This window comes from Marinobacter changyiensis (assembly GCF_009193265.1).
Classification (GTDB): domain Bacteria; phylum Pseudomonadota; class Gammaproteobacteria; order Pseudomonadales; family Oleiphilaceae; genus Marinobacter; species Marinobacter changyiensis.
In genome coordinates this window covers 17,448-42,847 of the sequence record NZ_VZZZ01000006.1, presented here as the reverse complement: position 1 = coordinate 42,847, position 25,400 = coordinate 17,448, and the positions used below count along the sequence as shown (strand labels likewise).

Genomic DNA, 25,400 nt, shown 5'->3' with positions numbered 1-25,400 from the left:
CAAACAGGACACAACATGGATCAATATACTGAGGTTGGAAAACCCAACCTGATCGGTACCGACGCGCCCCGGCCACAGGACAAAAATCCGAAGGGCATTGACCGCATCATCGCCATCGCCTCGGGCAAAGGCGGCGTCGGCAAGTCGACAGTGGCCTCCAATCTGGCGGTTGCGCTGGCCTCGAAAGGTCTTAAAGTGGGTCTGTTGGACGCCGACGTCTACGGACCCAGCCAGCCTCGCATGCTGGGTGTTTCAGGCCGCCCGTCCAGCCCCGACGGACATACCATCCTGCCCCTGCGCAATCATGGCGTGACTTTGATGTCCCTGGGTCTGATGACCCCGGATGACGAAGCCATCATCTGGCGCGGGCCTATGCTGATGGGCGCGCTGGAACAGATGATGAATCAGGTGGACTGGGGCAGGCTGGACGTGCTGCTGGTGGATCTGCCCCCGGGTACCGGTGACGTCCAGATGACCCTGAGCCAGAAATTCTTTGTTGCGGGCGCCGTTGTGGTCTCGACACCCCAGGATATTGCCCTGATGGACGCGCGCAAAGGCATCGACATGTTCAACCGGATGGACGTGCCGTTGTTTGGCTTGATTGAAAACATGGCATCGTTTGTCTGTGACGGTTGCGGTAAAGAACACCACCCCTTTGGATCTGGCGGCGCCCGGGCTGAAGCAGAAAAGCTCGGAGCGCCCTTCCTGGGTGAAATCCCCCTGGATCTGGATATTCGTATCGGTTCGGACGGCGGCGTTCCGATTGTGGTGTCAAAGCCGGATAGCCCTCAGTCCCGATCTTTCCAGCGCATTGCCGATGAAATTGTCGCCTCTGACGTTTACGCCCGAGCCATCCTATGATCGAGTCACCCCATTTCCCGCCGCTACTCTCGGGCGAAGCGGTGCCCAAGCACACGGATCCTTTTGACAAGGCCGTCAGCCGAGCCATTGCAGGGGTCGATTCCGGCACGATTCTTTACTCCGAGGCGGGGGACATCTTACGCGCGGCCCTGGTGCTGGCGCCGGAAACACCTCTGGAAGAGGCTATTCAAGCGGTCTACGTTGCCCAGATAGGCCTGGCCGAAAGTCTGGGCGCACTGGCCCCACCCGAAGTGCCCGTGCATTTTCAATGGCCCAATCGCATCAAGGTCAATGGTGCGGTCTGCGGTGGCGTTCGCTTTGCAGCGGATGTATCAGATCCTGAGGCGCAGCCCAGCTGGCTGGTCATCGGCATCGATGTGCCTTTTATACCTGTTAGCGACGAGCCAGGAAAAAACCCGAATGAAACCTGTCTGCTTGACGAAGGTTGCGGCGAGATCGAGCCCATGGCGCTACTGGAAAGCTGGTCCAAACACACGCTTTTGTGGCTGACCTACTTCATGGACAGCGGGTTCGAGCGCGTACACAATGAATGGCGACCACGCTGCGACACCCTGGGCAAAATGATCGAGCAACCAAGGCCCGGCATTTTTGTCGGGCTGGATGAAAAAGGCCGGATGCTATTGCGCCAGGGTGCCATGACCGAAACAGTGAGTTTGATTGAATTCGCGGAGCACACATGAAACTGGCACGAACCCTGCGATTGGATATATCCGATGAAAATGTCTACGAAGTGCCGGCCCCCAGCGGCGAATGGGCCATCTCGGGCGGATTCGAATTCTCCAACTGGGCCGAAGCGGACCTGAAGGGCAAGGCGCGTCAGGCCTTTACCAACGGCTGGTACAGCATAGAATCGGGTGGCCGCGCCAGTTTCGTTGGTGTCTGCAACATCACCGAAGCCGAACTGGAGCAGCTGCAGCAGACGCTGGCGCAAACCTTTGTCGAGTTCTACGGCGCACCGGATATCGACGCAGCCTATCCGGTTGCCTGCGAAGAAATCGACCAGATGCGCCGGATGTGTGAAGACTTTGAAGAGAACACCCTGATGATGGTCAGCCGTACGCTGACCGAGCTGGGTGTAGAGGAAACCTACCGCTCCCGCGCCCCGCAAGACGCTTCATTGGAGGCCTTTGCCGTACATGGCGGCTATGAATGACTACAGCCCGAAGCTGGAGTAGGGGATAAAGCGCACCGGGGTTCCTGACTCGATCAGCTGAGCACTCTCATCCAGTTCCACCATACCCTCGGACCAGGCCAGGCCGGTCACCCGGCCCGAGCCTTCAGAGCCGAATACTTCAACCTGCCCGTCACGGACCCTGGCGCGCAACATCTCGCTGCGCCCCGGTTTCTTGTTTTTGGAAAAGTTGGCGGGCATGACATAGCCCTGGGGTTCGAACCACTCCCCCCCTGCCAGCAGTGCCATCGCCGGAGCGCCAAATCGCAGCGCGCAGACCCAGGCCGCAACCGGATTTCCCGGCAAACCCACCACCGGCGTGCCCTGGAACATGGCCAGCGCCAGGGGTCGACCCGGTTTGATCGCGATGCGCCAGTTGCTGATGTCACCATGGGCTTTTAGTGTTTTCGACACATGATCCTCGTCCCCTGCGGAAACACCGCCACTGGTCAGGACCAGATCGCACTGCTCAGCGCCATGCTCTAACGCCGCTCTGACGTCCTCGGCTCGATCGAGTACATGGCCCAGATCTACCACCTGATAGCCAAGCTGTGCGACCAGAGCGCTCAGCATCGGGCGGTTCGCATCATAAATTTGCCAGTCGGTGACAGCAGAACCGACCGGCTTCACTTCATCACCGGTGGACAGGATTCCGACGCGAAGCCGCTGATAGACATCGACCGACTCGACTCCGACACTGGCGAGAACTGAAATCTGGGTAGGTGTCAAGCGGGTTGCCACGGTGAGGATTCGATCTTGTATCTTGATGTCCTCACCGGCTTTGCGTGCGTTGGCGCCGGCTTTCAGGGTGCCGTTCAAGTGTAGCTGTTGATCTATGACTTCGCAGTCCTCTTCCAGGACCACCGTATCAGTGCCGGCCGGCAGGACCGCGCCGGTCAGGATGCGAATTGCGTGACCCTCGGCCACTTGACCGAGGTACGGCTCCCCGGCGGCGCTCCGGCCATCAACCAGGGGCATGGTGCAGGGCACTTGGGTCAAAGGTCCTGCAAAAGCATAGCCATCGACTGCAGAATTGCTGCAGGGGGGATGAGCGCGAGGCGCATAAACGTCGCTCGCCAATATTCGGCCGTTCAGCTGTGAGAGCGGGACAGCGCGATCTACGCCCACCACTGGATGCAGACGTGAACGTAACCGCTTCAGGGCCTCGTCCACCGGTGTCCAATTCACCCCGGGGGGCAGGGCAAAGCAGTCGTTACGGAGTTCGTTCATGACTCTCCTAAACTTATAACAAAGTCAGCGATCCCGGGTATGTCGTTCAAATCAAAACCGGGGCCCGCAAAATCCGAAGCATAGTCCGCCGCCACCGCAATAATGCTGGCGTCGATCGGATACAGGGGCGCGCGTTGGCACACCCGCCTGTGCACTTCAATCTTGGGATGTGAATGTGATTTAAATCCCTCTACCACGACCCAATCACAGGTGCCCAGTCGGGCCAGCAATTGATCGAGTGTCGGCTCGTCGGCGCCCCGCAGTTCGTGCATGATGGCGAAGCGCTGTCCACCTGCCAGAATGACCTCCCGGGCGCCGGCGTCACGATGATGGTAGCTATCGGTACCGGGCTGGTCCACATCCACCCCATGATGGGCATGTTTGATCGAGTTAACCGTAAAGCCTCTGCTGGATAGCTCACGGATCAGTGCGCTTGCCAGGGTGGTTTTTCCGCAGTTTTTCCAGCCCACAATGCCGATGACGTTCACTTCAGGTGCTGCTCCGCCCAGGCCAGATCTTCCGGCGTGTTGATATTGAAAAAGTCGTCCGGTCCAAACAGCACCAGCGACTCGCCCTGGGCCTGAGTCCATTGACGAATCTTGCGCACACCGTCGTTCAGGGCAGCTCTCAGATCATGCCGCAACGCGACCTGCCAACGGCCAAAGGTTGGCTGGGGCAGTCGGCCGCGCTCCGGATCCGGCGTGGCCGCCAACACCACCGGGGTATCGCACTCGGCCAGTCTTTCAGCGAGGTCCAACGGGAACGACGGGGTATCCGCAGCGACACTGATCAGCCACTCATGCCCCTGCTCGGCGGCCCAGTCCATGCCCGCCAGCACACCCGCCAGTGGGCCGGGAAAATCGGAGATAGAGTCAGCCACCACAGGCAAACCCAGATCGTCAAAACGACACAGGTCCCCGTTGGCGTTCAACACCACGGCGTCGACCTGCGGCGTGATTCGATCGATGACACGCTGGATCAATGACTGATCACCCAGCATCAATCGTCCTTTGTCACCACCGCCCATCCGGTTTGCCTGGCCGCCCGCCAGAATGACCGCACACTCAGTCATGCTCCGTCTCCCTCAATAACGTAGAAGCTCTGTCAATCATGCTGAAGCTCCGTCAATCATGCTGAGCGCCTTTGCGCCGCATTTTTTTGTCGTCATCCGGAATCTGCGACAAGTCCTGGTCGAACACCAGGCGATGCTGGCCACTGAGGCAGGTGAATTTCTTGCCTCGCATCCGTCCGATCAGTGTTAATCCGACCTGCTGGGCAATATCGACGCCCCAGGCCGTAAAGCCTGACCGGCTGATCAGGGTCGGGATGCCCATCAGGGCCGTCTTGATAACCATTTCGGAGGTCAAACGGCCAGTGGTGTAGAGGACCTTATCGGCCGACGGGATGTCATTCAAGTGCATCCAGCCTGCGATCTTGTCGACCGCGTTATGGCGTCCGACATCCTCCATGTAGGCCAGGACCTGAAGCCCCTGACACAGAGCACTGCCATGGATGGCACCGGTTTCCATATACAGGCTGGGAGTGTGGTTAATCTGATACGAGAGGTTGTAAAAGGTACTGGTGTGCACCGGTGTATCCGGCAATGACAGCCCCTCAAGCCCGGCCATCATATCGCCAAACACAGTGCCCACGGCGCAGCCCGAGGTGCGGGTTTTCTTTTTCAGCTTGTCCTCTACATCAGTGACACCCTTGGTGCGGACCACAGCGACTTCCAGCTCTTCGTCGTAATCAATCCCGGTGACCTGGTCGGTCTCGCGCAGCATGCCCTGATTCAGGAGAAAGCCGAGCGCCAGGTACTCCGGGTGATCGCCAATGGTCATTGCCGTGACGATTTCCTGGCTGTTCAGATAGATGGTCAGAGGACGCTCTTCGATTACGCTGATCGACTTCGATTGACCGGTTTCATCAACGCCCTCAACAGTGCGGGATAGCCGAGGATCGTTAGGGTTGGGCAGAAGGGGTTCAATCATCATTTCAACTCAATCGAACTGTTGAGCCTATCGTTGGCGTTCGGGAAAAAGAGCTGTTTGCCGTCAACCTGATAGGCAGCAATAGCGGCTTGTCCGGTTTCGGACAATAACCACCGTGCAAAGGTCTCCGCCGCCTCTCTATTCACGTTGGGACACTTGGCCGCACTGACGGGGATAACACCGTACTGGTTGAACAGGGGGGGAGCTCCCTCAAATAAAATGGTGCTGTCTTGTTTGTTGGCAAATGACATCCAGGTGGCTCTGTCGGTCAACACATAGGCGCCGAGGCCCACGCCGGTATTCAGGGTTGCGCCCATGCCGCTGCCGGTCTCAAGGTACCATTGACCCGATCCGGCGACAGGGTCGATAGCTGCTTCTTGCCACAATGAGCGTTCTTTTTTATGTGTCCCGGAATCATCACCGCGTGAGGCGAATTTAGCACCGGCTTGCCTGATTCGCTGCAAAGCGTCAGTGACGTCGCGGGCTCCGGCCACATTTGCCGGATCGGCTTTGGGTCCAACGATAACAAAGTCGTTGTACATCAGGTCGCGGCGGTATTCGCCATAGCCGTCAGCAACGAACGTTTCTTCGGCAGACCTGGCGTGGACCAGAAGCAAATCACCATCACAGCGCCTGGCATTATTGATCGCCTGTCCGGTACCCACAGCTACGATATTGGCCTGAATACCGGTATCCTTTTTCAGTATCGGTAACAGGTAATCATACAGGCCACTATTCTGGGTCGAGGTGGTGGACTGAACGATGATGGTATCGGCCTGTGTGTGAGCGCTAAAAGCTAAAACAACGAAGACTAGAAAGGGTTTCATATTAGCTGCCTCTACAACAAGAGTTCACCGGCTAGATAAGCTTTAGCCGCCGGGGTTTGGGGCGCAATAAAAAATTGATTCGCCGGACTTCGCTCGGCTGCCTGCCCAGCCGATATAAATACGACATCATCGGCCAAACGTCGAGCCTGACCTTGGTCGTGACTGACTAAAATAACCTTGGTCCCCTGGGTGCTTTGGGCCTTGACCAGGGCTTCAATCACCTGAACCGATGCGGGATCCAAACTAGCCGTCGCCTCGTCCAAAAGCAATAACGCAGGCTTACTCAACAAGGCGCGCGCCAGGGCCAGTCGTTGTTGCTCTCCACCTGAAAGCATACGAGCCGGTTGGTCGGCTCGGTCAGCCAGGTGGACGGACTCCAGCGCCTCAATCAATCGCTGCGGTTCGGATCTGGCAATCCCGGGGGCCGCAAAGGCTAAATTCTGGAGAGCCGTTCGGCGCAGCAATACCGGGTGCTGGAAGACCATGGCCTGCTGATCGCGACTATCAGCCACGGTCAGATCACCCAGTGTAATCTGGCCCTGATCCGGGTTGATCAGTCCGTGTAAACAACGAAGCAGCAAGGTCTTGCCCGCGCCGTTAGGGCCCATAAAAACAGTGATGCCGGGTTCGTCAATCATCAGGTTCACACCGGCCAGCACGGCTCGATCACCTTTAATCAGGCGCAGATTGCTGATGCGTATGGGCAGGAGTGGATTAGGCATATTGGCGCTTCGCAGCGTATTCACGAACGCCTATCACCAGTGAATTGACCAGCAATGACAGCGCTAGCAAGACCGTGCCCAGGCTTAAGGCCAGGGACAGGTTGCCCTTCGAGGTTTCCAGTGCGATGGCGGTGGTCATGACACGGGTCAGATGATCAATATTGCCTCCGACGATGATGACGGCGCCAACCTCGGCGATGGCTCGACCGAAGCCCGCCAGAATGCAGGTGGTTAGCGCATAGCGCGCATCTACCAGGTAGGCCACCACTGCACGGCGTCCGGTGACACCCATCGAGTAAAACGTATCGCTGTACTCCTGATGGAGATTCTCAATCACCTGATTCGACAGAGCCGCGATAATCGGGGTGATCAGCACCACTTGCGCGATGATCATGGCAGTTGGGGTGTACAGTAGCCCCAGCCAACCCAGCGGACCAGATCGTGACAGCAGCAAATATACCATCAATCCCACGACCACCGGGGGCATCCCCATCAGGGCGTTTAACAAAAGGATGCAGAATTTCCGTCCCGGAAATTCAGTGATCGCCAGCCAGGTCCCCAGAGGTAAACTGATTACAGCGGAAATGGCCAGTGCGATCACGCTGACACGAATGGACAGCCAGAGAATTTCGAATAAGTCTGCGTCCAGCGCAATAATAAGTCGAAAGGCTTCAGTCACAGCGTCCATTTATCGTTGGAGTCCTGAAGTAGTGAATCGACGATTGAACGCTCTTTGCCTCAGATTCGCAAGGGTTTTGGGGCGGAGTCTTGACCAGGACTCCATGGATACCATTTGGACACAGCATCACCCGGTTGCTGCTGAGTTACGCCCGCTTTGCACCAGAACAATTTGCGAAGCAAACGGCCCTTTTTTGGAGCCCTTGGGGCGGAAGTTAACCTCGTCACCAGCCCGGATGTCCTGGCTGCTGGCCACCTGGTCCTCGGAGAAAGGAAATTCTGCGCCTCGATGATCTTCTATCAAACCGGCTCGGGTATCCGTATCGAATTTTAAAACCTTTCCTTTCATAGACTGACTCCTCGTTCTGGTCGGACGATGTTTCATTCATAGCAGGCCAGCTGTTCCGAGGGCGCGTGGCCATGGGGATTGACTACATCAACGGAAATCCCGTCTCCAGTCAATGAAGTTATCACCCATCCATTTTTCCGAACGTAACGTTTTGTCCTACTTTTGATTCCTGCCCACTTCACGATCCGTTCGCATGGTTGTCTTCAGAGGCGGGGTAACGACCATGAAATCTGTAGCAGGCATCCCTGGGGACAGGTTGGATTAAGTCTCGGGGCACAAGCAATAAAAAAAAGATTTGCGCTCCGATAGGGCCTGATTCAGGGATTTGAGAAAAGAAGGGTGGGCTCAGAGCCTTGTGGGCCGTCGTCACTGCGCCGAACATTCCTGCGTTCTACGAAAAGCGTACTCGATTGCAAAATTCAGCTGGGGAGTAGCTGGTGGGGAAGAGGATGGACTCAGATCACCTTGGGGGCGATCTTCGGGGCTTTGCCCCGCCTTCGCTTTGCTGCGGCGCCCAAATCGCGTTCGCGATTTGTCGAACCTCTGACTCCGAAGGCGCCGCTACTACCCGATAGCAAGCGGTCTTGTAGTGGTTGAACACAATCATCCATATGATAACCGGTCACCCCTTCACCTTCGAAGAACTCCTCTACTAATACTAAAGTATTGAACGTAAAGCTGAAAAATTTGTCAGGGTTCTCCCGCATTCCCAGTCAGCTGCTGGAGTCCGCAAGCGAACGCTGGCGAGTTACTGGCTTGGCCAGTGTACGCTCGAAGAGTCCTACAAATTCGTCAGCGACCTGTTCGGCTGTTTTTCTCCCGTCTTCGCGATACCAGAGCGGCATCCAGTTGAGGGCGCCGAGTGTGTAAAGCGCAGCGAGCTGGGCGTCGCACGCGTCAATGCTGCCGTCGGCGATTCCTTCCTCAATAATCTCCACAGTCGCCTTTGAGATCTTTGCGCGCCGCTCGATCACATGCCCCTTGTCGGGATTTTTCAGCGAGTCGACATCCACCAGCACCGGACAGGTGCCAAATTCTCCGAAAATACCCTGCATATATCGCCGGCAGTAAATCAAAAACTTCTCCAGGCCGTTGGAGCCGGTCGCATGCGCTAGCCGCAATGCTTCCTCACCGTGGTTCATGGCATGCATGTGGAGCTCGAAAAGGATCTGCTGCTTGTTTTTGAAGTACCGATAGAGAGTCGGTTTGGTGATTTGCAATGCTTCCGCCACGTTATCCATCGATGTATTAGTGTAGCCCCGGCGGTTAAAGGCCGATGCTGCAACGTGCAGGACGGCATCACGCTTGCTCTCTCGCAACTGCTCCCGGTCGAAGGGGGACCGGTTTGCTTGATTTTGAGTGAGGTGCCGCTCTATTTTTGGCTTGTTCGCCATGTCTACAGTCCCCTGAGTCGCTCTCGGCTTAAAAATATTATGCTTATACAGAATTTCCTTGCCATCAGAAAATCTCTGGACTACGTTCTAGTAGTGGAATGTTACTAACAAGTATAACAACTGACTAATGAGTAAAGAAGCAATGAACCTTGCTACTACATTACTAACGGTTGCAAAGCGCCTGCCCAGCCAACCAGCTGTGACAGAGGATGAAATCACTCTGACCTATGAGGAACTAGCGACGCGAGTACTCGCAATCGCAGCTAGTCTCCGTGAGAGGGGATTTGCACCCGGCGATCGGATCGTATTGTGCATGGAAAACTCCACTGAGTTTTTCGAAATGCTTTACGGTATTTGGGCTGCAGGGCTTTGCGCCGTGCCGGCTAACGCGAAGCTCCATCCGTTGGAAGTGCGTCACATCGTGGAGAACGCCGGCGCGCGAATTTGCGTGACCAGTCCTTCCTTGGAATCTGGCATGCGCCCGGCGATGCCCGAAGGCGTTCAAATCATCGTCACCAGGGGAGCTGACTACCGCAATCTTTTGGACGGAACGGCGACGGGTATTGTCGAGTGTGCGCCGGAAGATCCGGCTTGGATTTTCTACACCAGCGGCACCACCGGCAGGCCAAAGGGCGCGATACTAACTCACCGAGCACTGCTCGCCATGTCTTACTGCTACTACGCCGACATCGACTATCTGGATGAACGCGACACAAAACTGCACGCAGCGCCGCTATCTCACGCCTCCGGACTTTATGCCCTACCTCATATCGCGCGAGGAGGCCATCAAGTCATACTGACCGGCGGCTTCGACCCAGCGCGTATTTTCGAGGCGCTCGAGAAATATGAAAACGTCACGCTATTCGGCGCGCCGACGATGGTTTCGCGACTCGTCACCGCGGCAGAGACGATACAATTAGACACTAGAAACCTGAAAACGCTCTATTACGGCGGCGGCCCGATGTACCTTGCAGATCTGAAAAAAGCCCAGTCGGTGTTCGGCTCCAAGCTCTTTCAACTGTTCGGTCAAGCGGAGTCCCCCATGACAATTACCGGGCTTTCGAAGGCCCAACACGCCGACACGACGCACCCCCGTCACGAAGCACTCCTCGCATCGACTGGATTCCCACGCACCGGCGTCGAAGTACGCGTGGTCGATGAGAACAACCGAGACCTGCCCTATGGAGAGATTGGGGAAATCCTGACGCGTAGCGACTGCGTTATGCTCGGCTATTGGGGTAACCCCGATGCCACTGAGAACGCACTGCAAGATGGCTGGCTTCATACTGGCGACCTAGGGACGCTGGACGAGAGCGGGTTCCTGACCCTACGCGATCGCTCCAAGGACATGATTATCTCCGGCGGCTCCAATATCTATCCGCGCGAGGTCGAGGAGGTGTTGCTGCAGGATCCAGGTGTCGTGGAGGCTTCTGTGGTAGGCCGCCCGCACAAGGACTGGGGCGAGGAGGTGGTGGCTTTCGTCGTAACCAACCCTGGTGAAGGCGTGACGCCGGAACGCCTAGACGCGATCTGCATTGAGCACATTGCCCGTTTTAAGCGGCCTAAGGATTACCGGTTCGTTGGGAGCCTTCCGAAAAATAATTACGGCAAAGTCCTGAAGACGGAACTGCGAAAGCTTCTTCAGGAGGGTGCAACGCACCAGGAGGAGTCCCCATGACCCAGCGGGTTAGCATCGTAGGAATCGGCTCTACCCGGTTCGGCCCACAACCGGGCAAAGGAATCGTACAACTTGCCGTCGAGGCAGCCGAAGCTGCCATCCGCGAAAGCGGCATCGAACGTGAGCGCATTGGCGCGCTCTACTTCGGAAACTTCATCAGCGGACCACTTACGGGGCAGGAGGTCTTGGCAGGAATCGTTGCGGACCATCTTGGTCTCGCGAATATCCCCTGCACCAAGGTAGAGGGCGCATGCGCATCGGGCGGTATCGCTTTCCGACACGCGAAGCTTGCCGTGGAAAGCCGGCAGTGCGATGCCGCCTTAGTCGTGGGTGCAGAGAAAATGACACAAGCGTCTACTGAAATGATTACGGCAGCGCTGAACTGTGCAATGGACAATCTCAGTGACGGCGTCTCAGGACTGACTTTCCCTGGGCTTTTCGGTATGGCATGGCGGCTTTATGAGCAGAGATATGGGCTGACGCGCGCCCAAGTATCAGCTGTCGTTCGCAAGAACAAAGCTAACGGTTTGCTCAACCCGCTTGCTCAGATGGGGCGCTATCTAACCGATGATGAGATAGAACAATCACCATTCATCTGCGATCCGATGCGCCTGTTCGACTGCTGTCCAACGTCTGATGGTGCTGCAGCTCTGGTGCTTGCCGCAGATGAACTAATTGAAACGGGCGGCGCGGTGCCCGTGCGCGTGCTTGCCTCGGCGCAGACGCGTGGTGCAGCCCGTATTGCCGGGCACAGCGACCTTTGTAGCTTCGACGCAACCGTGGCGGCTGCACATCTTGCCTTCAAGGAGGCTGGAATCGACCGTTCGGACATCGATGTAGTTGAACTGCACGACTGCTTTTCGATCGCGGAGATCCTCGACAGTGAGGATCTGGGGTTCATGCCTCGCGGCCATGGGGCGCATTGGGCCAAAGAAGGCAGGACCGCCGTTGGGGGCGATCTACCGATCAACCCGAGCGGTGGCCTGCTTGCCAAAGGCCATCCCGTCGGGGCGACTGGGGTCGGGCAGATCTATGAGACGGTCCTACAACTGCGCGGCGACCATCAAAATCTGGTGAAAGACGCAGCTTTTGGTCTGACACATAACCTGGGTGGAACTGGCGTTGCATGCACCGTCAACATCTTGGGGAGGTACGATGCCTAAGCGGGAGATAGAAGACTGCCAGATCAACGTGCTGCACTGCGAGAATTGCGGGACGCTCGACCCGGGCCCGCGCAGTTTATGCCCAAAGTGCCATTCTGCGGAACTGGCTGAGATTGCCGTTCCGGGGGCTGGAACATTGCTTTCTTGGACCACCATCCGACGCCCTCCAACTGCTTTCCGCGAAGAAGGTCCATATCACATCGCCGTGGTTGATTTGGATGCGAAACTGCGGGTGACGGCGCGACTGACGGCGCCATCGCCCGGAATCGCGCCTGGTGCTCGTGTTCTATGCGTCGGCACCAGAAACGACGTTCCGGTTTTTCAGGAGATTGATGCATGAGCGAAGACATTCTTTTCGAGCGTGACAACCGCGTTGCGATCATCACGATTAACCGTGCGGACAAGATGAACTCCCTCGACTTTGCAGCGAACGATGAGCTGGTCGAGGCTTGGCGCGAGTTCAATGCTGATGACGGCTTGCAGGTCGCGGTTGTGACCGGGGCGGGTGGCAAGTCATTCTGCGCCGGCGCCGATCTCAAAACCTACACCATGGATTTCGCTAATCGACCCGCCCCCGAATTTCGCTCCCGCTATACTAATGGGCTCGGAATTGGCGGCATCACTAGGGGCATGGAAATCTACAAGCCGATCGTGGCGGCCATAAACGGCTTTGCGATCTCAGGCGGCCTCGAGCTGGCCTTAGCTGCTGACATCCGCTTTTGTTCTCCGAACGCCGAATTCGCTCTGCAGGACGTCAAGTGGGGTTTTCATGCCTGCGATGGTGGCTTGATCCGGTTGCCGCAAATCGTCGGACACGGCAATGCAATGGAGATAATCCTGTCGGGTGAGCGCATCAATGCGGAGCACGCGATGCGCATCGGGCTCGTAAATAGGATCTATCCGCTGGATCAATTGCTGCAGGAGGCCCGCCAGTACGCGCAAATGCTGGCTAAACGGGCCCCCTTGCCGCAGCGGTTTGCAAAGGAAGTAATGAAGCGATCTGTTGGCCTGCCGATGGAAGAGGCTCTTCGAATGGAATCGCGCTCTTTCTATGATCTCGGTGGAACCGAGGACATAGCTGAGGGCACGGCCTCGTTCCGTGAAAAGCGGGATGCGAACTTCCAAGGTAAATGAATTCCACTGATTTTGTGCTTGTAATCCTAAAAAAGCTCGTGGAGCAGAAGCGTCCAAGAGACAAACAACAAAAAAGGGAGAAAAATATGAAGTCAATAGTGAAATCAATTGCTATCGGCGTTGCCACAGTCCTGGGTTCAGCTCAGGTGCTGGCAATGGACGTCAAAGTAGGCGTCATCCAAGGCCTTAGCGGCCCCCCGGCGATTGTGGATTTCGGCGAAAGTTACCTGCAGGGAATCCGGATGGCTCTCAAGGAATACAAAGCAGCAGGTGGTGCTGTGGATGTTGAGTTGATCGTCTATGACGACGAAGCCAATCCGCAGCGAGCTGTGAGCTATGCGCAACGCCTTATCCAGTCCGATAATGTCTCGGCTGTGATGGGAACGGTCAGTAGCGGCAACGTCATGGCATTTGCCCCGATCCTACAGCGGGCTGGCATTCCGCTCATCGCTGGTCCCTCAATCGCGACGGGTATCACAGCCGAGTTTATCGACGAAGACCCGAGCTACATCTTTCGTTGCTCAATGGTTGAGAAGTTCCAGATCGACAAGATGCTCGATTGGGGTATAGAGAACTTTGACAAGATCGGCCTGCTCCATTCGACTACTGGCTACGGCAGCTTCGCCGCTGACGAGATCCAGAAAGGTATGAAAGAGCGTGGCGAGGAATTGGTTGAGATTCAGGCGGCAGCTCCCGGCATTAACGACCTGACACCACAGATGATCCGCCTACGTGACGCAGGTGCGGGCCTGGTGTTGAACTTCCACGAGTCCTTTGAACTTCCGTATCGCGCTTTGCCCCGCATCGATTACAAACCAACCTTCGCGGGCAACTGGGGCCTGTCGTCTCAAAAAGTCATCGACATTGTTGGCCAGGACGCGATCGAGGGTACGGTGATGGGGCAGGCGCTAGACTTGAGCGATCCCGAGGCCGCTGCGTTTGACGAACGGATGCGAGCAGAATTCGGCGATGCCTATCGCTGGCCTGTGCTGGCCGCCCTCGGCTATGACAGCGGTCGCATCATGTTTCAGGCGATTGAAAATGCCGGCTCAGATGATCCGGAAGCGATCCGTGACGCTATCGAGTCGATTCAGGACGTCGAGGCGGTCTCGTCGACTCCAGCCGAACCCTTCTCGGCCGACGACCACGAGTGCCTTGATGCTGAACACGTCTTCCTCGGCGTGTGGCGAGACGGTCGGGTCGTCCGACTCGAATAAGCTTGCAAGTTTCGGCTGATCGGCCCTGCATCGGGTTCGCCCGATGGGGGCCCTATCGACTTCCCTGTCAATGAATCGATTAGCGTGGGCGCAGATGCTAGATACATATCTTCAGATTTTGGTTAGCGGGTTGGCTATGGGGGCAATCTATACACTCACGGCCAAGGGCCTTTTCATTGCGCATCTTGCCACGCACAAGCTGAACTTCGGCCAGGGGGATTTCCTTATGGTCGGGGCTTTTCTCTCCATGTCGCTCATCATCGCGGGGATTCCAGTGCTGCTCGCAGCTCTGTTGGTGCTTATTGCTTTGGGCCTGCTAGGGTGGGGTCTCGAGCGGTTGGTCATTCGCCCGCTGGATCGGTTTGGCATAAGTGGGGGGAGCACCTACTCTTGGATTTTGACGACGGCAGGTGTTGCACTCATCCTGCAAAACATTGCTGAGTTGGTCTGGGGGAAGTCGTCTCATTACTCGCCGCCACTTTTCTCAGAAGGACGGGATAACGTCATCGAGATCGCTGGGATCAACATGTTTGTCGAGGAAATTCTCGTCATCGGTTTCGCCGCGGTGGTGGTTGCTTTCTTTTACTATATGTTATTTCGCACCCGTTGGGGTCGCGCCGTTTATACCGTCGCCTTCAATCCAGAGGCAGCGATGCTCCTGGGTATCAACGTTCGGCGCACGGTGGTCCTCGTCTTTGTATTGGCGTCGCTGCTCGCCGGCATCTCGGGAATACTGGTTGGCCCTTTGATCACTATTCACCCCCACATCGGACTGATGTTCACGATCAAGGCGCTTGCGGTTGCGGCGATTGGCGGCTTTTCGAATCCGCTCGGTATCTTGATTGGAGGCGTATTGTTCGGTGTGGCAGAGGCCTTTTCCAACTATTACGACTCCGCCTTTGGTGACCTTTATCCGCTAATCTTCGTCCTCGTCTTCCTCGTTTTTCGGCCCAGCGGGTTGTTCAGCGAGGCACAGGCCGACGTCCGCTAAGGGAGATTCGGATGAAGCGTTACGTTTACATATTGATGGCAATCGCGATCGGCGTTTTTCCATTGGTTGTTGAGAACACCTTTTACATCTATCTGGCTCAAACCGTTGCTTTTACTTCGATCGCGGTTATTGGGCTGAATATTCTGCTTGGCCTGTCGGGACAAATGTCGCTCGGACAGGCGGGCTTTTATGCGGTGGGCGCTTATGCCAGCGCCATTCTCGCTACCAACTACGGCTGGCCGCTCTATGCAGCGATCCCGTTCGCACTGATAGTGTCAGGAATAGCTGGCACGCTCGTAGGGTTAGTGGCCTTGAGAACGCGTGGGCTCTACCTTGCCATGGCAACGCTTGCCTTCGGCTTTATCGTCGAGATCCTGAGCCAGCGTTGGGTGGACCTGACCGGTGGCACGATGGGGCTCATGGGCGTGCCGACTCTCGACTTCGGTAATTTCCGTATGGGTCCGATCTATTTCTTCTGGGTGGCTGGTTTCACATGGTTGTTCGTCCAAATTGGGAGCGATTACGTTTTTTCTTCTCGGTGGGGTCGTAGTCTGCTAGCCATTAAGGATAGTGAGAGTTTCGCTCAGACGGTCGGCTTGAATGTGCCAATCTGGCGTACTGGGGTGTTTGTTCTCAGTGCCGTTCTGACGGGCTTGGCGGGAACATTTTTCGCCCATCAGAACGGCTTTATCAGCAGCGACGCCTTTTCCATCCAGCTGTCGATCGCCCTGCTGGTGGCAGTCGTGATCGGTGGTCTGGGGCGAAGCTACGGTCCTGTGCTTGGCACGCTCATCTTGTTGGCGATCGATGAAGGAACGGCCTCGTTACATGATGTTAGTCTGATGATCTACGGTGGTATCCTCCTGTTCGTCCTCTTGGGTTTCCCTGAGGGCGCGATAGGCCTCGTCCGCAAGCTTATGCCGTCGATTCTGAGTCGCGCGCTCATGGCAGTTCCAAGTTCCCCCGCGGCTGCGCCCCTGGAAGAGGTGTTTTCCCAAAATCGACGCCGCGAATCCGTCGGCCTGTCAATAGAGGCTATATCCAAGTCTTATTCCGGCATCCTTGCCGCTCAGAACGTCAACCTGTCTGTCGCACCCGGCACGATCCACGCCCTGATCGGACCGAACGGCGCGGGCAAGTCAACAGTGATTAACGTGATTGCAGGGCTTTACGGCGCCGACAGCGGGCGGATTCGTCTTGGTGAGACGTATCTCACTAAGCTCCCGGCGCACAAACGGGCGCGACTTGGCCTTGCACGGACATTCCAAAATCTTCAGTTAATCGGAAGTCTTCCGGTGCTCGACAATGTGCTTCTTGGAATGGAACGTAATGTCCCCCGCGCCGGCGGCTTCTGGCGCTGGCTGGTCGATACGAACCACGAGCGCATTGCACGCGGGCAAGCGATGTCGATTTTACAGTTCTTGGGCATCGAAGAACTTGCCGGTCACTATCCCGCTGATTTGTCCTACGGTCACCGCAAGCTGGTGGAGTTGGCCCGCGCCGTCGCCCAACAACCAAAGGTGATGTTGCTCGACGAGCCGGTTGCCGGGATCAATACCCATGAGGTGAAGGAGATCGGGGAGGCGATTCTGAAGCTGCGCGAGTTAGGGATAACCGTGCTTTTGGTGGAGCACAATATGGACTTCGTTATGCGTATATCGGATCACATTACTGTGCTCGACTATGGCCTGGTGATCGCCGATGGCGATCCGGCCGAAGTTAGAGCTAACCCAAAAGTAATCGAAGCTTACCTAGGAGTGGAAGAGGAGACGACATGAGTTCAACACCGCTTCTACAGGTGGACGCGATTGACGCCTCCATCGGTGTGATCAATATTCTACATGGCGTCTCACTGTCGGTTTCATCTGGTGAGTTGGTAACCGTCATTGGCGCCAATGGCGCTGGCAAGACGACTCTTCTACGGGTGATTTCCAACCTCCTGAAGCCGAGCGTAGGCCTGGTTCAGTTTGATGGTGCACCCACTACTGCAGTTGAAGCGCATCGCTTGGCTCGTCGCGGACTTATCCACGTTCCGCAGGGCCGACAGATTGTCCCAACACTAAGCGTGCTCGACAACTTGATCATCGGAGCCGAACGCTCGGAGATCGTTGATTCCGAGACCCTCGTCGAGAACCTGGAACGGGAGTACTCCCGCTTTCCGGTACTGCGGGAGCGAAAAGATCTAGCTGCTGGTTCCCTTTCCGGCGGCGAGCAGCAGATGCTTGCTGTCTCTCGGGCCCTGATGATGCGACCCAAACTCCTTATGCTTGACGAGCCCTCGCTCGGTCTCGCGCCGCAAATCGTCAAGACTATTCTCAACGCGTTGCGTCAACTTGCTGACGAGGGGCTCGCGGTTCTTTTAGTCGAGCAGGTGGCCATGGCCGCGCTGTCCGTTGCCGACAATGCTCACGTTCTGCGGAACGGTGAAATCGCGCTTTCCGGTACTGCCTCTGAGTTGCGCCGGGACAAGGCGTTGGTTGAAAGTTATCTTGGCTAACATAAGGAAGCAGGTAATATGAACGCGTGCGGGCTTTTGGTGAAGGCGTTTGGTGACTGGAGAAATGTTGAGATGGGTAACATCGAATTGTCACCAGTCGGACCTTGCGACATCCTAGTTGATGTAGAGGCGGCATCGTTGAACTTTCCTGACCTTTTGCTTATTGAAGGGAAGTATCAGACCCGACCTCAGGTGCCATTTATCGCAGGGCGCGATGCTGCGGGTGTGGTGCGTGAATGTGGGGCGGAAGTCACCCGTCTTAGCGCGGGCGATCGTGTTGCAGTCCAAACCCCGCACGGCGCCTTCGCCGATCGGGTCGTGGTGGCCGCCAACCGAGCGGCGCGCCTTCCCAATGCCTTGAGTTTTGCGGGTGGTGCGGCTTCGGGGACCATTTTTGCTACGGCGCATGTGGCGCTCGACATTCGGGCCCGCTTGCAGCCTGGCGAACATGTCTTGGTCACCGGTGCGGCTGGTGGGGTCGGCACTGCGTTGCTGCAGCTCTGTCGGCTGCGTGGCGCTATACCAATTGCGTTGGTATCGTCCGAACAAAAGGCGGCGTTCGCCCGGAGACACGGAGCCGAAGTGGTCATCCGCTCTGATCTTATTGACGACCTCCGCGATGGCCTGCGATTAGCGCTGAGCGACGAGGGCTTCGACGGGGTCGACGTCGTTGCGGATGTAGTTGGCGGTGATGTGTTCGACGCCAGCTTGCGTGTTCTGCGGCCCGAAGGGCGCCTTGTTGTGATCGGTTTCACCTCTGGGCGCATTCCCGAAATGCGGGCAAACTATGTCCTGCTCAAGAATATCGCAATTTTGGGTTCGCCCCTCGAACACTATCTAGAGATTTCGGGTGCTGGCGTGATGCAAGCGCTTGAGCAAATCCTTCTTGAGATACCGACTGCCGATCTCGAAGCTATCGTCACCGCCAGATTTTCCCTCTCGGAATTTGAGCAAGCTGCTGAGCAAGTGATTGCGCGCAAGGTTCTCGGCAAAGAGGTCTTGACACTAAAGGAGTAGGCTGATTGGTAATCCTCCCTTAAAACAACGGGGACGCATTCAACCGGTCACGACAACACCTCGGTCAGCTTATCCGCTGGACTGCAAAAGCCCAGAGTTTTTCTGGGCCGATGGTTAAGTTTCGCGGCAAAACGATCTAGGTCAGTTTGAGAATAATCTGAGAGTCCGCTGCCCTTGGGAAAGTACTGCCGCAGAAGCCCATTGGTATTTTCGTTGGTTCCACACTGCCACGGGCTCTGGGGGTCACAAAAGTACACGGTCATCTTGGTTGCCACTGTAAATGCGCGATGGCCCATCATTTCTGTTCCTCGGTCCCAGGTCAGGCTCTGTTGGAGCAAGTTTGGCAACTTGCCCATCTACTGAGCTAGAGCATTAACAACAGCTTTTGTTTCCTTACCATCCACTTTCACCAAAACGGTGAACCGTGTCTGGCGCTCAACGACAGTGGCGATAATGCTATTAGCCGAACCACATATGAGGTCTCCTTGTAGTGAAAATCGAAGAACAGTTTTTGCGTAGATTCACGCACTCGGATACTACCCATTCATACGTCCTACGTTAGCCATTGGAATTACAAGCGTTTGATTGCCCACTGTGTTCCCATGTCGCGCTCGATTGGCTCCCACATGTATAGGATTTTTCGTCCCCCCAAAAGGACGAATGTAGTGGATCCTCTCTATCAGAACGGAATCCTTTAATCGCTCCCGTAGGTTCGCGCGTCATAGCGAATTCGATCAGCAAACTCATCTGTTGTTAGGTATTCGGTTGTCGACATCTCTGAGAGCGGAGATATGTAGGTATAAATAAATCCCCACCTTTTTTCAAGCGTGACCTTTTCGCTGCCCATGCATGCTACCTCAGAGCTTTCATTTCTTTTGGATGTTTTAAAGCGTCTCCTGATCAATAGTGTAGAGAGTTTGCCAGTTGTGGGTGGCGACGGGGCAGTATTTTTTGAGTTAAACGAGAGGATGCCGAATACGGCTAAAGGTCATTTTGTTTGTCAGCTAATCATAAACCTGAAAAACATGGGCACTTTCAGGGCACAATTTGGACACGGCCAATAAAAAAGGACCGTGCTCCGATATGGTCTGATTAAGGGGGCTGCGAAAAGAGGATGGACTCAGATCGCCTTGGGGGCGATCTTCGGGGCTTTGCCCCGCCTTCGCTTTGCTGCGGCGCCCAAACTGCTGGCGCAGTTTGTCGAACCGGAGGTTCTGTATCTGCCCTCGAGCAAACAAGAGTTCCACAAAAAAGCCCACTATGAAAGTGGGCTTTTTTGTGGAATATGGTGCGCCCGAGAGGATTCGAACCTCTGACCTCTGCCTCCGGAGGGCACCCTCTCTCCCCGGTGGTAAACGGTCGTAATCGGCGAAAACCTGTATGTTCAATTACTTAATCCAAAAATATGAACGCTAAAAAAATCCGATATATCAATATTATGACCGATTAACGACGACTTTGGGCACAAGGCTGATAAGGATTCAGTGTCCGGAAACCGGACTTTGATCGTTGCCCTAAGCACGCTTTTGATCATGAATGCGCTGATTTTACGCGTTGGATATAAGTCCGCAACTGTTAGGAAATGCGTGTCCGAAATCCGGACATCGGTGAAATCGGATGTGCAGCTTTTGGTTAGAAGGAAATAACAATAGTGGGCTAATAGCCCCTTAATTTTATTAGCATTACAGGGCTGAAAACGGCCGGAAAGAAGCTGGGAGTCGAGATTGACTCTCAATGAATTGGGTTGCGTCAGTACTCTCAGCGAGTTGATCCATTGATAAGACCTCGATCGCAAGCTGCCGCTGGACCTCCTCCAAAATGAGGTCCAGCGAGCTTTTTGTTAAATGCAGTTCTTGCCTATGCCTGCGTAACCCGAGTCGACCTGACCGTTCGCATGAAGTTCTGCAAACTCCGGTGGTCACTCGGTGAAACTGGAATGATGAGTGTTCGAGAGCAGTCGGGGTGGGTTAGTCGACCGTGCTTACCACCGCGTCGATACCTCCACCCGAGCTTGACGAGACGTCTGATGACGACGTTCCAGTCTTTGTTCGAACTAAACCTCTTCATGACTTTCTCCCAGCTCACCTGTATAGCGGGATTGAAAGCTGGTCGAATTAAATGCCATTTCGGAGAATGCGGTGCCGGCACCAACGGATAGAATGGGTTTGCTGTATTGGTATCCGCCGGTTAATGAGGGGTGATTTTGGAAGAAGCGTCCGAATGGGTCGACCATAAGGTAGGACTCGCACATATCCTGATTGTCCTCGACACATTGAACCGACTGGAAAGCGCGATGCTTTTGAACAAAGGCGGCAAACTCCTCGTCGCTTATCGCTAACGAGGCGTCAATAATCGGAAGCATGCGCAGGATCTTCCAGCGCTGGGGGCGGATCTCTTGAATCAGACCGCTCAGATCCTCTCCGGCATTCAGGAGGTTCACGACAGTATTGATTTTTACTGTGAGTAGCGGGTTGATCTTGCGAGCCAGATGCACATTGGCTGTCAGCTCTTGAAGGTCGAGCAGTTTCCCACTTTTAAGGGCTCGGCCAATCTCCATGTTCGTGGTCGGATCTGCTGAATCCAGGCTGATGCCGAGGCATGTCAAATGCGGCGCTAGTTCCTTGATCATGGAACGCGTCAGTCGTGAGCCATTGCTGATAATGGAAAGCTGAAATCCGACTTCCCGGGCTACTTGAACAATTTCCAACAAACGATCACCAAGGATCGAAGGTTCGCCGCCGGCGAGATTCAGGCGGAGTGCTTTCCAAGAGAGCTCTTCACGTAAAGGATTGCTGGTGTTCGTGGGTTGAAAGTAACGGAATAACTCGATCAGCAGATCGCGGGTGCGGCCGCGATCATGAAACAACTCTCGTGGATTGGGATAGTCCTTCCACTTTGCGTAGCAATACTGGCAGCGATAGTTGCAGGCTTCCGTAACGTGCCAGTTTATGGTGAGCTCATTTACCGCGGATATCTTGGCGGGAGGTTTCGCCGCTGAGTTTGTTGGAAAAATAAGGGCGTTCGTATGCATGCGTATACTCCTTGACGGAATCCGTTTAACGGACCGTGAAGTTTTTACATGGCGGACGCGGGCGTCAGGGGAGGAGCATCAGGCTCCAGTACACCACTTCGATTTGGGTTCAGGTTTTCGGTTTATTACGGATTGCGCAACGAGTTGCGCCGGGTCTTGAGTGCCTCCTCGTGGTTCACATCGAGATTGAGTTCGAGCCGTTGACTCATCAACAACCACCATTCAGCGGCAATCAGTCCACGTTTGAAATCCTGGATGCTTCGGTTCTTTTTGGCTTCTCGGCGGACAGCCCGGTAACACTCTTTGGCAATCGCTCGGACACTTTCATCAGGGTCGAACTGTTTGGTGAAGTGGACCGTTTTGTGGGCCTTCCCGCTTGGATCAAGGCCGAGTTCCAGTAGTGCTTTCAAATATCCCTGGCGCCAGGTGGGTGATGGTTCGGTTACCTGGGTAGCATCGTACTTGCCATTATTGGGCTTTTCTCCTTTCCGGAGACGAAGGCGGCTCAGGCAGAATTCGACCAATTCGAGTGCAAAAGACTCGTAGCACGCCAATTCGGCCTGCTCGCTTTCTTCACGGCTCTGCGGACGCCTCAAGTGCAGGGTTTTAGAAAGCCGATCCCTAGCAACGTCCTTCAGAGGGCAGTACCAGCTAATAGTTTTCTCTCTGTTCACTGAGTTGAAGGGAGAAACCGACTCGTCAGAAAGTGGGATGTTTGACGAACGCATTAGCATGAGGCGATGCCGCAGTGCTTTCGAAGGTTTGAAAAAGGACAGTTTTTTCAACAACTCCTCAAGCTGATTGTGATGGTAAGGCTGAGCCCCACTCGACAGTTCACCACGAAGCAACCCTAGGCTTTTATCGATGTAGGGGGTCACTAACTCTTTATCCAATCTATCAGCGGCAATAATCGCCCACTGAGGGATTAGAGAAGGCGGGAACTCGGGGTCGTGAATCAGGCCTTCGAGCAGCCCGTCCCACCACGCCAGGTATTCACGAGCAGCGGCCTCATGAGGTAAGCGGCATAAAGCACCTGAGAGGATTGTCAGTTTAGTCTCGATATCTCGGCTGTTGAGCTCTTCTTCGAATCTAGCTTTCCAGAGGGCCGGATATTCCGAAGCCCACCACTTCCTGCTTTTGTCACCAGGGAATTCCCTGCTGGGGAGCAGCCCGCCGGATTGTGACAATACTGACTCAATATCTCTTCGGATTGACCACTGAATCCAGGCCTCGATCTGGTGGTCAGTGAGTTGTGAGCAGAGAAGCTTTAGGTATTCGCTCTCAGTGGCGTCTCGTTCCTCCGGAGATTGCTTCAGGATGTCAGGGTCACGAAAGCTGAGAGACTGAAAGCAGGTGTTCAGTTGTGAAGCCCACCGTTCAACCTGAGTGGCATCAGCCGCCGCCAGATCCACGTGGATGTAGAATGTCTCCTCAAGTTTGATCTTGACTTTATCTATCCAAGCGGTGGCGGCGTCCGACTGCTCTCGTAGAGCGCAATTCGATGAACCTATCAAGCGTATCCTCGAACAGAGTTTCGACCGCTCGAAATCCAGTTTATCGAACACTCCCTCATTTACACTGCTCAATCTGCCGGCTGCGGCATCGGATGCGACCCACGCTTTTAGGAGCCTGATTCCCTGCAGGAACTTGTGTGAAGCGAGGGTTGGCGGGCCTTCATGAAACTGCAGCGAGGCAACGGAAATCAGGTTCCTGATTTGGGTTTCACATATGCCCGCCAGCTCATTCTGGTTGCCATCGTCATGACGGGACAGAGTGTCGAAGAATCCCCAGAGCATGTCGTTTCTTGTTATTTCTCCTTCCGCGATGAGCGCAGAGTCGTCGAACAGTGAGCGGGAGAAGCAGAATTCTTCGCCGAAAAGTGCCGTTACAAACCAATCGAAGGACGGTGGTAAGGTAGCCGTTGCGCCAGAGTTCGTGAGGGCGCCATACAGTGCGTAGGGCGAATCTGAAAAGTACGTCTGCGCCACATCTTGCGCAAACTCGTACACTGCAGAATCACGATCGGCCACACGGATGTGCTGGGGCACGAAGGGGTGTCTTTCCAGTAATTCGATATTCAGCTTTCCTGCCAACGAAGTGGAGCGAAGGAATGACGTTCCCTTCTCCGCGTCGGAGGTTTCCTGCTGAACAGTATCTAGGTCATCTTCCAAGGCAGACACGCGCCCAAACACGCGCCACCAGTTTTCGCAAAAATGTTTAACAAGCAACGCCCGGAAATTACCGTCGATTTCGCGCTCATCTAGCGCCTGAATAAAGCGTTCAGTTGGGTCGGATTTTTCATCAAGGGAGCGATCGCCGTAGGGCGCATCAATCCTGCACATGGTTTTCTCCTCTCTGTAGGATGAGGTTTCACAATAGGGATCACGCACCAGACATACATCTGGCCTGCAGTTGAAACCTCCCGTGCAGCAGAGGGGAGCGGAAAAGTGAGCATCAAGCTCGGTAGCCGACCGCAGATAAGCGTTGGAATAGACTAGAGGCGTTTTCGTTACGAGTCAAATACAGGTTAGCCGGTGCATCTCTGCTCTAGAGAGTATCAGGAGGCCCGCGCCGCGGAACTCCTCATTCGAAGCGCCCTCAAGGCTCAAATTTTGCGGGAGTGTCTTTTTTAACGGATACTTGGTCAAACAAGCTCCATCGTTTCCAACCCATACGGAGCATTTTAAGTGTGACGGCGTCATCCGTGAGGACATCACATGACTCAAGATTGATGCCTGGTATGTCGTCCAGTATGTTATTCATGCGTTCAGCACAAATTTCTATGTCTTCTTCTTGCTCAGCATAGATCTCTTCAGAGTACACGATTAACACGGCTAGGCTGTAATCCGAATGCTCATCAAGTTCATCCCAGTAGTTGAGCTTCAAGTATAAATTTTCGCAGGCGTGACCAGGATTTTTGCTGAGGAGCTTTCGCAGTTTTTCCATGGGGCGCCCGTCTACGCGGTCGTTGAATGAGTCGGGGAGCGCGAGATTTGTAAAACGAAGCACTAGCCAATTTTTTATGGTTGTTAACCGCCCAGGTGGGATGTGAATTACAGGGTTGCTTTCAAACTCAAGTAGCAGCCTTCTAGGGAGGAAGAACCGGTCTCGGGCAAATAAATGTATCGGGTTTTCCTCTTCTGATATAAAGAGTGTGGTTGATAGGCGCCGAGTGTTTTTAAGGTTGGTATCTATGCCAACGGGATTATCTATGCGTCGTGCGGCAAGAACTTCAATATAGGGTTCTTCTTCAAAGTTTTCATAGACAACCGTACAGGCGTGAGTCACGACAATAAAAATGAACTCGTCGTCTTGATAGCAATCTGGGAGCACTGATGGATCGGGTAGGTCTCTGGTAGTGAAACACGCCCCTTGGGTCCACCCCTTCCTTTTAATGGCTGCTCTGGTGTTCATAGCGCTGCGGAGAA

25 protein-coding genes and 1 pseudogene are annotated in these 25,400 nt (G+C 55.1%); 12 read left to right on the top strand and 14 right to left on the bottom strand.

Features of this window, described 5'->3' with window-relative positions:
* Positions 1-15 precede the first annotated feature (15 nt).
* From F6Y09_RS15955 to F6Y09_RS15945, 3 genes are read left to right on the top strand one after another with little or no spacing between them, the layout of a single operon-like run.
* Positions 16-861 carry an Mrp/NBP35 family ATP-binding protein gene (locus tag F6Y09_RS15955; protein ID WP_152207945.1) on the top strand — a complete coding sequence of 282 codons (846 nt, stop codon included), beginning with the start codon at positions 16-18 and terminating at the stop codon, positions 859-861.
* Positions 858-1,562 carry a biotin/lipoate--protein ligase family protein gene (locus F6Y09_RS15950; RefSeq protein ID WP_152207944.1) on the top strand — a complete coding sequence of 235 codons (705 nt, stop codon included), beginning with the start codon at positions 858-860 and terminating at the stop codon, positions 1,560-1,562. Before F6Y09_RS15955 ends, F6Y09_RS15950 begins: the two co-directional genes overlap by 4 nt.
* Positions 1,559-2,035 (top strand): DUF6505 family protein, encoded by a 477-nt coding sequence (locus tag F6Y09_RS15945; protein WP_152207943.1) that lies wholly within the window; start codon positions 1,559-1,561, stop codon positions 2,033-2,035. The genes F6Y09_RS15950 and F6Y09_RS15945 overlap by 4 nt, the downstream gene beginning before the upstream one ends.
* Here F6Y09_RS15945 and F6Y09_RS15940 read toward each other — a convergent pair whose 3' ends face one another.
* From F6Y09_RS15940 to F6Y09_RS15900, 9 genes are all read right to left on the bottom strand, one after another.
* A complete protein-coding gene (locus tag F6Y09_RS15940) occupies positions 2,036-3,283 on the bottom strand; it encodes a molybdopterin-binding protein (RefSeq protein ID WP_152207942.1) in 1,248 nt (415 codons plus the stop codon). It abuts the gene before it with no gap.
* The gene (gene mobB, locus F6Y09_RS15935; protein ID WP_152207941.1) at positions 3,280-3,771 is read right to left on the bottom strand and encodes a molybdopterin-guanine dinucleotide biosynthesis protein B; all 492 of its coding nucleotides are present in this window, start codon (positions 3,769-3,771) and stop codon (positions 3,280-3,282) included. Before mobB ends, F6Y09_RS15940 begins: the two co-directional genes overlap by 4 nt.
* The gene (gene mobA / locus F6Y09_RS15930) at positions 3,768-4,355 is read right to left on the bottom strand and encodes a molybdenum cofactor guanylyltransferase MobA (RefSeq protein WP_152207940.1); all 588 of its coding nucleotides are present in this window, start codon (positions 4,353-4,355) and stop codon (positions 3,768-3,770) included. The genes mobB and mobA overlap by 4 nt, the downstream gene beginning before the upstream one ends.
* A 52-nt stretch (positions 4,356-4,407) precedes the next feature.
* Positions 4,408-5,277 carry a formate dehydrogenase accessory sulfurtransferase FdhD gene (locus tag F6Y09_RS15925; protein WP_152207939.1) on the bottom strand — a complete coding sequence of 290 codons (870 nt, stop codon included), beginning with the start codon at positions 5,275-5,277 and terminating at the stop codon, positions 4,408-4,410.
* Positions 5,274-6,101 (bottom strand): ABC transporter substrate-binding protein, encoded by an 828-nt coding sequence (locus F6Y09_RS15920; protein WP_152207938.1) that lies wholly within the window; start codon positions 6,099-6,101, stop codon positions 5,274-5,276. The genes F6Y09_RS15925 and F6Y09_RS15920 overlap by 4 nt, the downstream gene beginning before the upstream one ends.
* Positions 6,102-6,112: 11 nt before the next feature.
* On the bottom strand, positions 6,113-6,823 hold the full coding sequence (locus tag F6Y09_RS15915; RefSeq protein ID WP_152207937.1) for an ATP-binding cassette domain-containing protein: 711 nt from the start codon (positions 6,821-6,823) through the stop codon (positions 6,113-6,115).
* On the bottom strand, positions 6,816-7,511 hold the full coding sequence (locus F6Y09_RS15910; RefSeq protein WP_152207936.1) for an ABC transporter permease: 696 nt from the start codon (positions 7,509-7,511) through the stop codon (positions 6,816-6,818). The genes F6Y09_RS15915 and F6Y09_RS15910 overlap by 8 nt, the downstream gene beginning before the upstream one ends.
* A 117-nt stretch (positions 7,512-7,628) precedes the next feature.
* Positions 7,629-7,850, bottom strand: coding sequence for a hypothetical protein (locus F6Y09_RS15905; RefSeq protein WP_152207935.1), 222 nt, complete (start codon positions 7,848-7,850; stop codon positions 7,629-7,631).
* A gap of 713 nt (positions 7,851-8,563) precedes the next feature.
* Positions 8,564-9,244, bottom strand: coding sequence for a TetR/AcrR family transcriptional regulator (locus F6Y09_RS15900; protein ID WP_152207934.1), 681 nt, complete (start codon positions 9,242-9,244; stop codon positions 8,564-8,566).
* Positions 9,245-9,371: 127 nt separating this feature from the next.
* Here F6Y09_RS15900 and F6Y09_RS15895 point away from each other — a divergent pair, with 127 nt between their 5' ends.
* From F6Y09_RS15895 to F6Y09_RS15855, 9 genes are all read left to right on the top strand, one after another.
* Complete coding sequence (locus F6Y09_RS15895; protein WP_218944187.1) at positions 9,372-10,922, top strand: class I adenylate-forming enzyme family protein; 1,551 nt, start codon at positions 9,372-9,374, stop codon at positions 10,920-10,922.
* Entirely contained in the window at positions 10,919-12,085 is a 1,167-nt protein-coding gene (locus F6Y09_RS15890) for a thiolase C-terminal domain-containing protein (protein ID WP_152207933.1), read from the top strand. The genes F6Y09_RS15895 and F6Y09_RS15890 overlap by 4 nt, the downstream gene beginning before the upstream one ends.
* Entirely contained in the window at positions 12,078-12,425 is a 348-nt protein-coding gene (locus F6Y09_RS20880) for a Zn-ribbon domain-containing OB-fold protein (protein WP_152207932.1), read from the top strand. The genes F6Y09_RS15890 and F6Y09_RS20880 overlap by 8 nt, the downstream gene beginning before the upstream one ends.
* The gene (locus F6Y09_RS15880) at positions 12,422-13,219 is read left to right on the top strand and encodes an enoyl-CoA hydratase/isomerase family protein (protein ID WP_152207931.1); all 798 of its coding nucleotides are present in this window, start codon (positions 12,422-12,424) and stop codon (positions 13,217-13,219) included. Before F6Y09_RS20880 ends, F6Y09_RS15880 begins: the two co-directional genes overlap by 4 nt.
* On the top strand, positions 13,216-14,436 hold the full coding sequence (locus F6Y09_RS15875) for an ABC transporter substrate-binding protein (protein WP_152207930.1): 1,221 nt from the start codon (positions 13,216-13,218) through the stop codon (positions 14,434-14,436). Before F6Y09_RS15880 ends, F6Y09_RS15875 begins: the two co-directional genes overlap by 4 nt.
* Positions 14,437-14,479: 43 nt before the next feature.
* Positions 14,480-15,427 carry an ABC transporter permease subunit gene (locus F6Y09_RS15870; protein WP_152207929.1) on the top strand — a complete coding sequence of 316 codons (948 nt, stop codon included), beginning with the start codon at positions 14,480-14,482 and terminating at the stop codon, positions 15,425-15,427.
* An 11-nt stretch (positions 15,428-15,438) separates the two neighbouring features.
* Complete coding sequence (locus F6Y09_RS15865; protein WP_152207928.1) at positions 15,439-17,205, top strand: branched-chain amino acid ABC transporter ATP-binding protein/permease; 1,767 nt, start codon at positions 15,439-15,441, stop codon at positions 17,203-17,205.
* Positions 17,202-17,924: an ABC transporter ATP-binding protein gene (locus F6Y09_RS15860; protein WP_152207927.1), complete on the top strand. Its 723-nt coding sequence runs from the start codon at positions 17,202-17,204 to the stop codon at positions 17,922-17,924. The genes F6Y09_RS15865 and F6Y09_RS15860 overlap by 4 nt, the downstream gene beginning before the upstream one ends.
* Before the next feature lie 72 nt (positions 17,925-17,996).
* Positions 17,997-18,941 (top strand): NADPH:quinone oxidoreductase family protein, encoded by a 945-nt coding sequence (locus F6Y09_RS15855; RefSeq protein ID WP_179959443.1) that lies wholly within the window; start codon positions 17,997-17,999, stop codon positions 18,939-18,941.
* A gap of 47 nt (positions 18,942-18,988) precedes the next feature.
* On the opposite strand, the pseudogene F6Y09_RS15850 reads toward F6Y09_RS15855, so the two are convergent.
* The 5 genes and pseudogenes from F6Y09_RS15850 to F6Y09_RS15825 form a co-directional block, all read right to left on the bottom strand.
* Positions 18,989-19,429: pseudogene (locus F6Y09_RS15850) on the bottom strand (IS30 family transposase); the annotation flags it as partial.
* A gap of 1,369 nt (positions 19,430-20,798) precedes the next feature.
* Positions 20,799-21,008 carry a type II toxin-antitoxin system HicA family toxin gene (locus F6Y09_RS20875; RefSeq protein WP_152207924.1) on the bottom strand — a complete coding sequence of 70 codons (210 nt, stop codon included), beginning with the start codon at positions 21,006-21,008 and terminating at the stop codon, positions 20,799-20,801.
* On the bottom strand, positions 20,995-21,972 hold the full coding sequence (locus tag F6Y09_RS15835; protein WP_152207923.1) for a viperin family antiviral radical SAM protein: 978 nt from the start codon (positions 21,970-21,972) through the stop codon (positions 20,995-20,997). Before F6Y09_RS15835 ends, F6Y09_RS20875 begins: the two co-directional genes overlap by 14 nt.
* A gap of 125 nt (positions 21,973-22,097) precedes the next feature.
* Positions 22,098-24,314 (bottom strand): hypothetical protein, encoded by a 2,217-nt coding sequence (locus F6Y09_RS15830; protein WP_152207922.1) that lies wholly within the window; start codon positions 24,312-24,314, stop codon positions 22,098-22,100.
* A 256-nt stretch (positions 24,315-24,570) separates the two neighbouring features.
* Entirely contained in the window at positions 24,571-25,386 is an 816-nt protein-coding gene (locus F6Y09_RS15825; protein ID WP_152207921.1) for a hypothetical protein, read from the bottom strand.
* Positions 25,387-25,400: the final 14 nt, after the last annotated feature.

Bases quoted from the DNA above. Each gene is read 5' to 3' on its own strand.
- F6Y09_RS15875 (WP_152207930.1), top strand. From the start codon at position 13,216: ATGAATTCCACTGATTTTGTGCTTGTAATCCTAAAAAAGCTCGTGGAG.
- F6Y09_RS15825 (WP_152207921.1), bottom strand. From the start codon at position 25,386: ATGAACACCAGAGCAGCCATTAAAAGGAAGGGGTGGACCCAAGGGGCG.
- F6Y09_RS15910 (WP_152207936.1), bottom strand. From the start codon at position 7,511: ATGGACGCTGTGACTGAAGCCTTTCGACTTATTATTGCGCTGGACGCA.
- F6Y09_RS15870 (WP_152207929.1), top strand. From the start codon at position 14,480: ATGGGGGCCCTATCGACTTCCCTGTCAATGAATCGATTAGCGTGGGCG.
- F6Y09_RS15915 (WP_152207937.1), bottom strand. From the start codon at position 6,823: ATGCCTAATCCACTCCTGCCCATACGCATCAGCAATCTGCGCCTGATT.
- F6Y09_RS15950 (WP_152207944.1), top strand. From the start codon at position 858: ATGATCGAGTCACCCCATTTCCCGCCGCTACTCTCGGGCGAAGCGGTG.
- F6Y09_RS15860 (WP_152207927.1), top strand. From the start codon at position 17,202: ATGAGTTCAACACCGCTTCTACAGGTGGACGCGATTGACGCCTCCATC.
- F6Y09_RS20880 (WP_152207932.1), top strand. From the start codon at position 12,078: ATGCCTAAGCGGGAGATAGAAGACTGCCAGATCAACGTGCTGCACTGC.
- F6Y09_RS15830 (WP_152207922.1), bottom strand. From the start codon at position 24,314: ATGTGCAGGATTGATGCGCCCTACGGCGATCGCTCCCTTGATGAAAAA.
- F6Y09_RS15905 (WP_152207935.1), bottom strand. From the start codon at position 7,850: ATGAAAGGAAAGGTTTTAAAATTCGATACGGATACCCGAGCCGGTTTG.
- F6Y09_RS15955 (WP_152207945.1), top strand. From the start codon at position 16: ATGGATCAATATACTGAGGTTGGAAAACCCAACCTGATCGGTACCGAC.
- F6Y09_RS15920 (WP_152207938.1), bottom strand. From the start codon at position 6,101: ATGAAACCCTTTCTAGTCTTCGTTGTTTTAGCTTTTAGCGCTCACACA.
- F6Y09_RS15900 (WP_152207934.1), bottom strand. From the start codon at position 9,244: ATGGCGAACAAGCCAAAAATAGAGCGGCACCTCACTCAAAATCAAGCA.
- F6Y09_RS15890 (WP_152207933.1), top strand. From the start codon at position 10,919: ATGACCCAGCGGGTTAGCATCGTAGGAATCGGCTCTACCCGGTTCGGC.
- mobA (WP_152207940.1), bottom strand. From the start codon at position 4,355: ATGACTGAGTGTGCGGTCATTCTGGCGGGCGGCCAGGCAAACCGGATG.
- F6Y09_RS15895 (WP_218944187.1), top strand. From the start codon at position 9,372: ATGAGTAAAGAAGCAATGAACCTTGCTACTACATTACTAACGGTTGCA.
- F6Y09_RS15925 (WP_152207939.1), bottom strand. From the start codon at position 5,277: ATGATGATTGAACCCCTTCTGCCCAACCCTAACGATCCTCGGCTATCC.
- F6Y09_RS15945 (WP_152207943.1), top strand. From the start codon at position 1,559: ATGAAACTGGCACGAACCCTGCGATTGGATATATCCGATGAAAATGTC.
- F6Y09_RS15835 (WP_152207923.1), bottom strand. From the start codon at position 21,972: ATGCATACGAACGCCCTTATTTTTCCAACAAACTCAGCGGCGAAACCT.
- F6Y09_RS15865 (WP_152207928.1), top strand. From the start codon at position 15,439: ATGAAGCGTTACGTTTACATATTGATGGCAATCGCGATCGGCGTTTTT.
- F6Y09_RS15855 (WP_179959443.1), top strand. From the start codon at position 17,997: ATGGGTAACATCGAATTGTCACCAGTCGGACCTTGCGACATCCTAGTT.
- F6Y09_RS20875 (WP_152207924.1), bottom strand. From the start codon at position 21,008: ATGAAGAGGTTTAGTTCGAACAAAGACTGGAACGTCGTCATCAGACGT.
- F6Y09_RS15940 (WP_152207942.1), bottom strand. From the start codon at position 3,283: ATGAACGAACTCCGTAACGACTGCTTTGCCCTGCCCCCCGGGGTGAAT.
- F6Y09_RS15880 (WP_152207931.1), top strand. From the start codon at position 12,422: ATGAGCGAAGACATTCTTTTCGAGCGTGACAACCGCGTTGCGATCATC.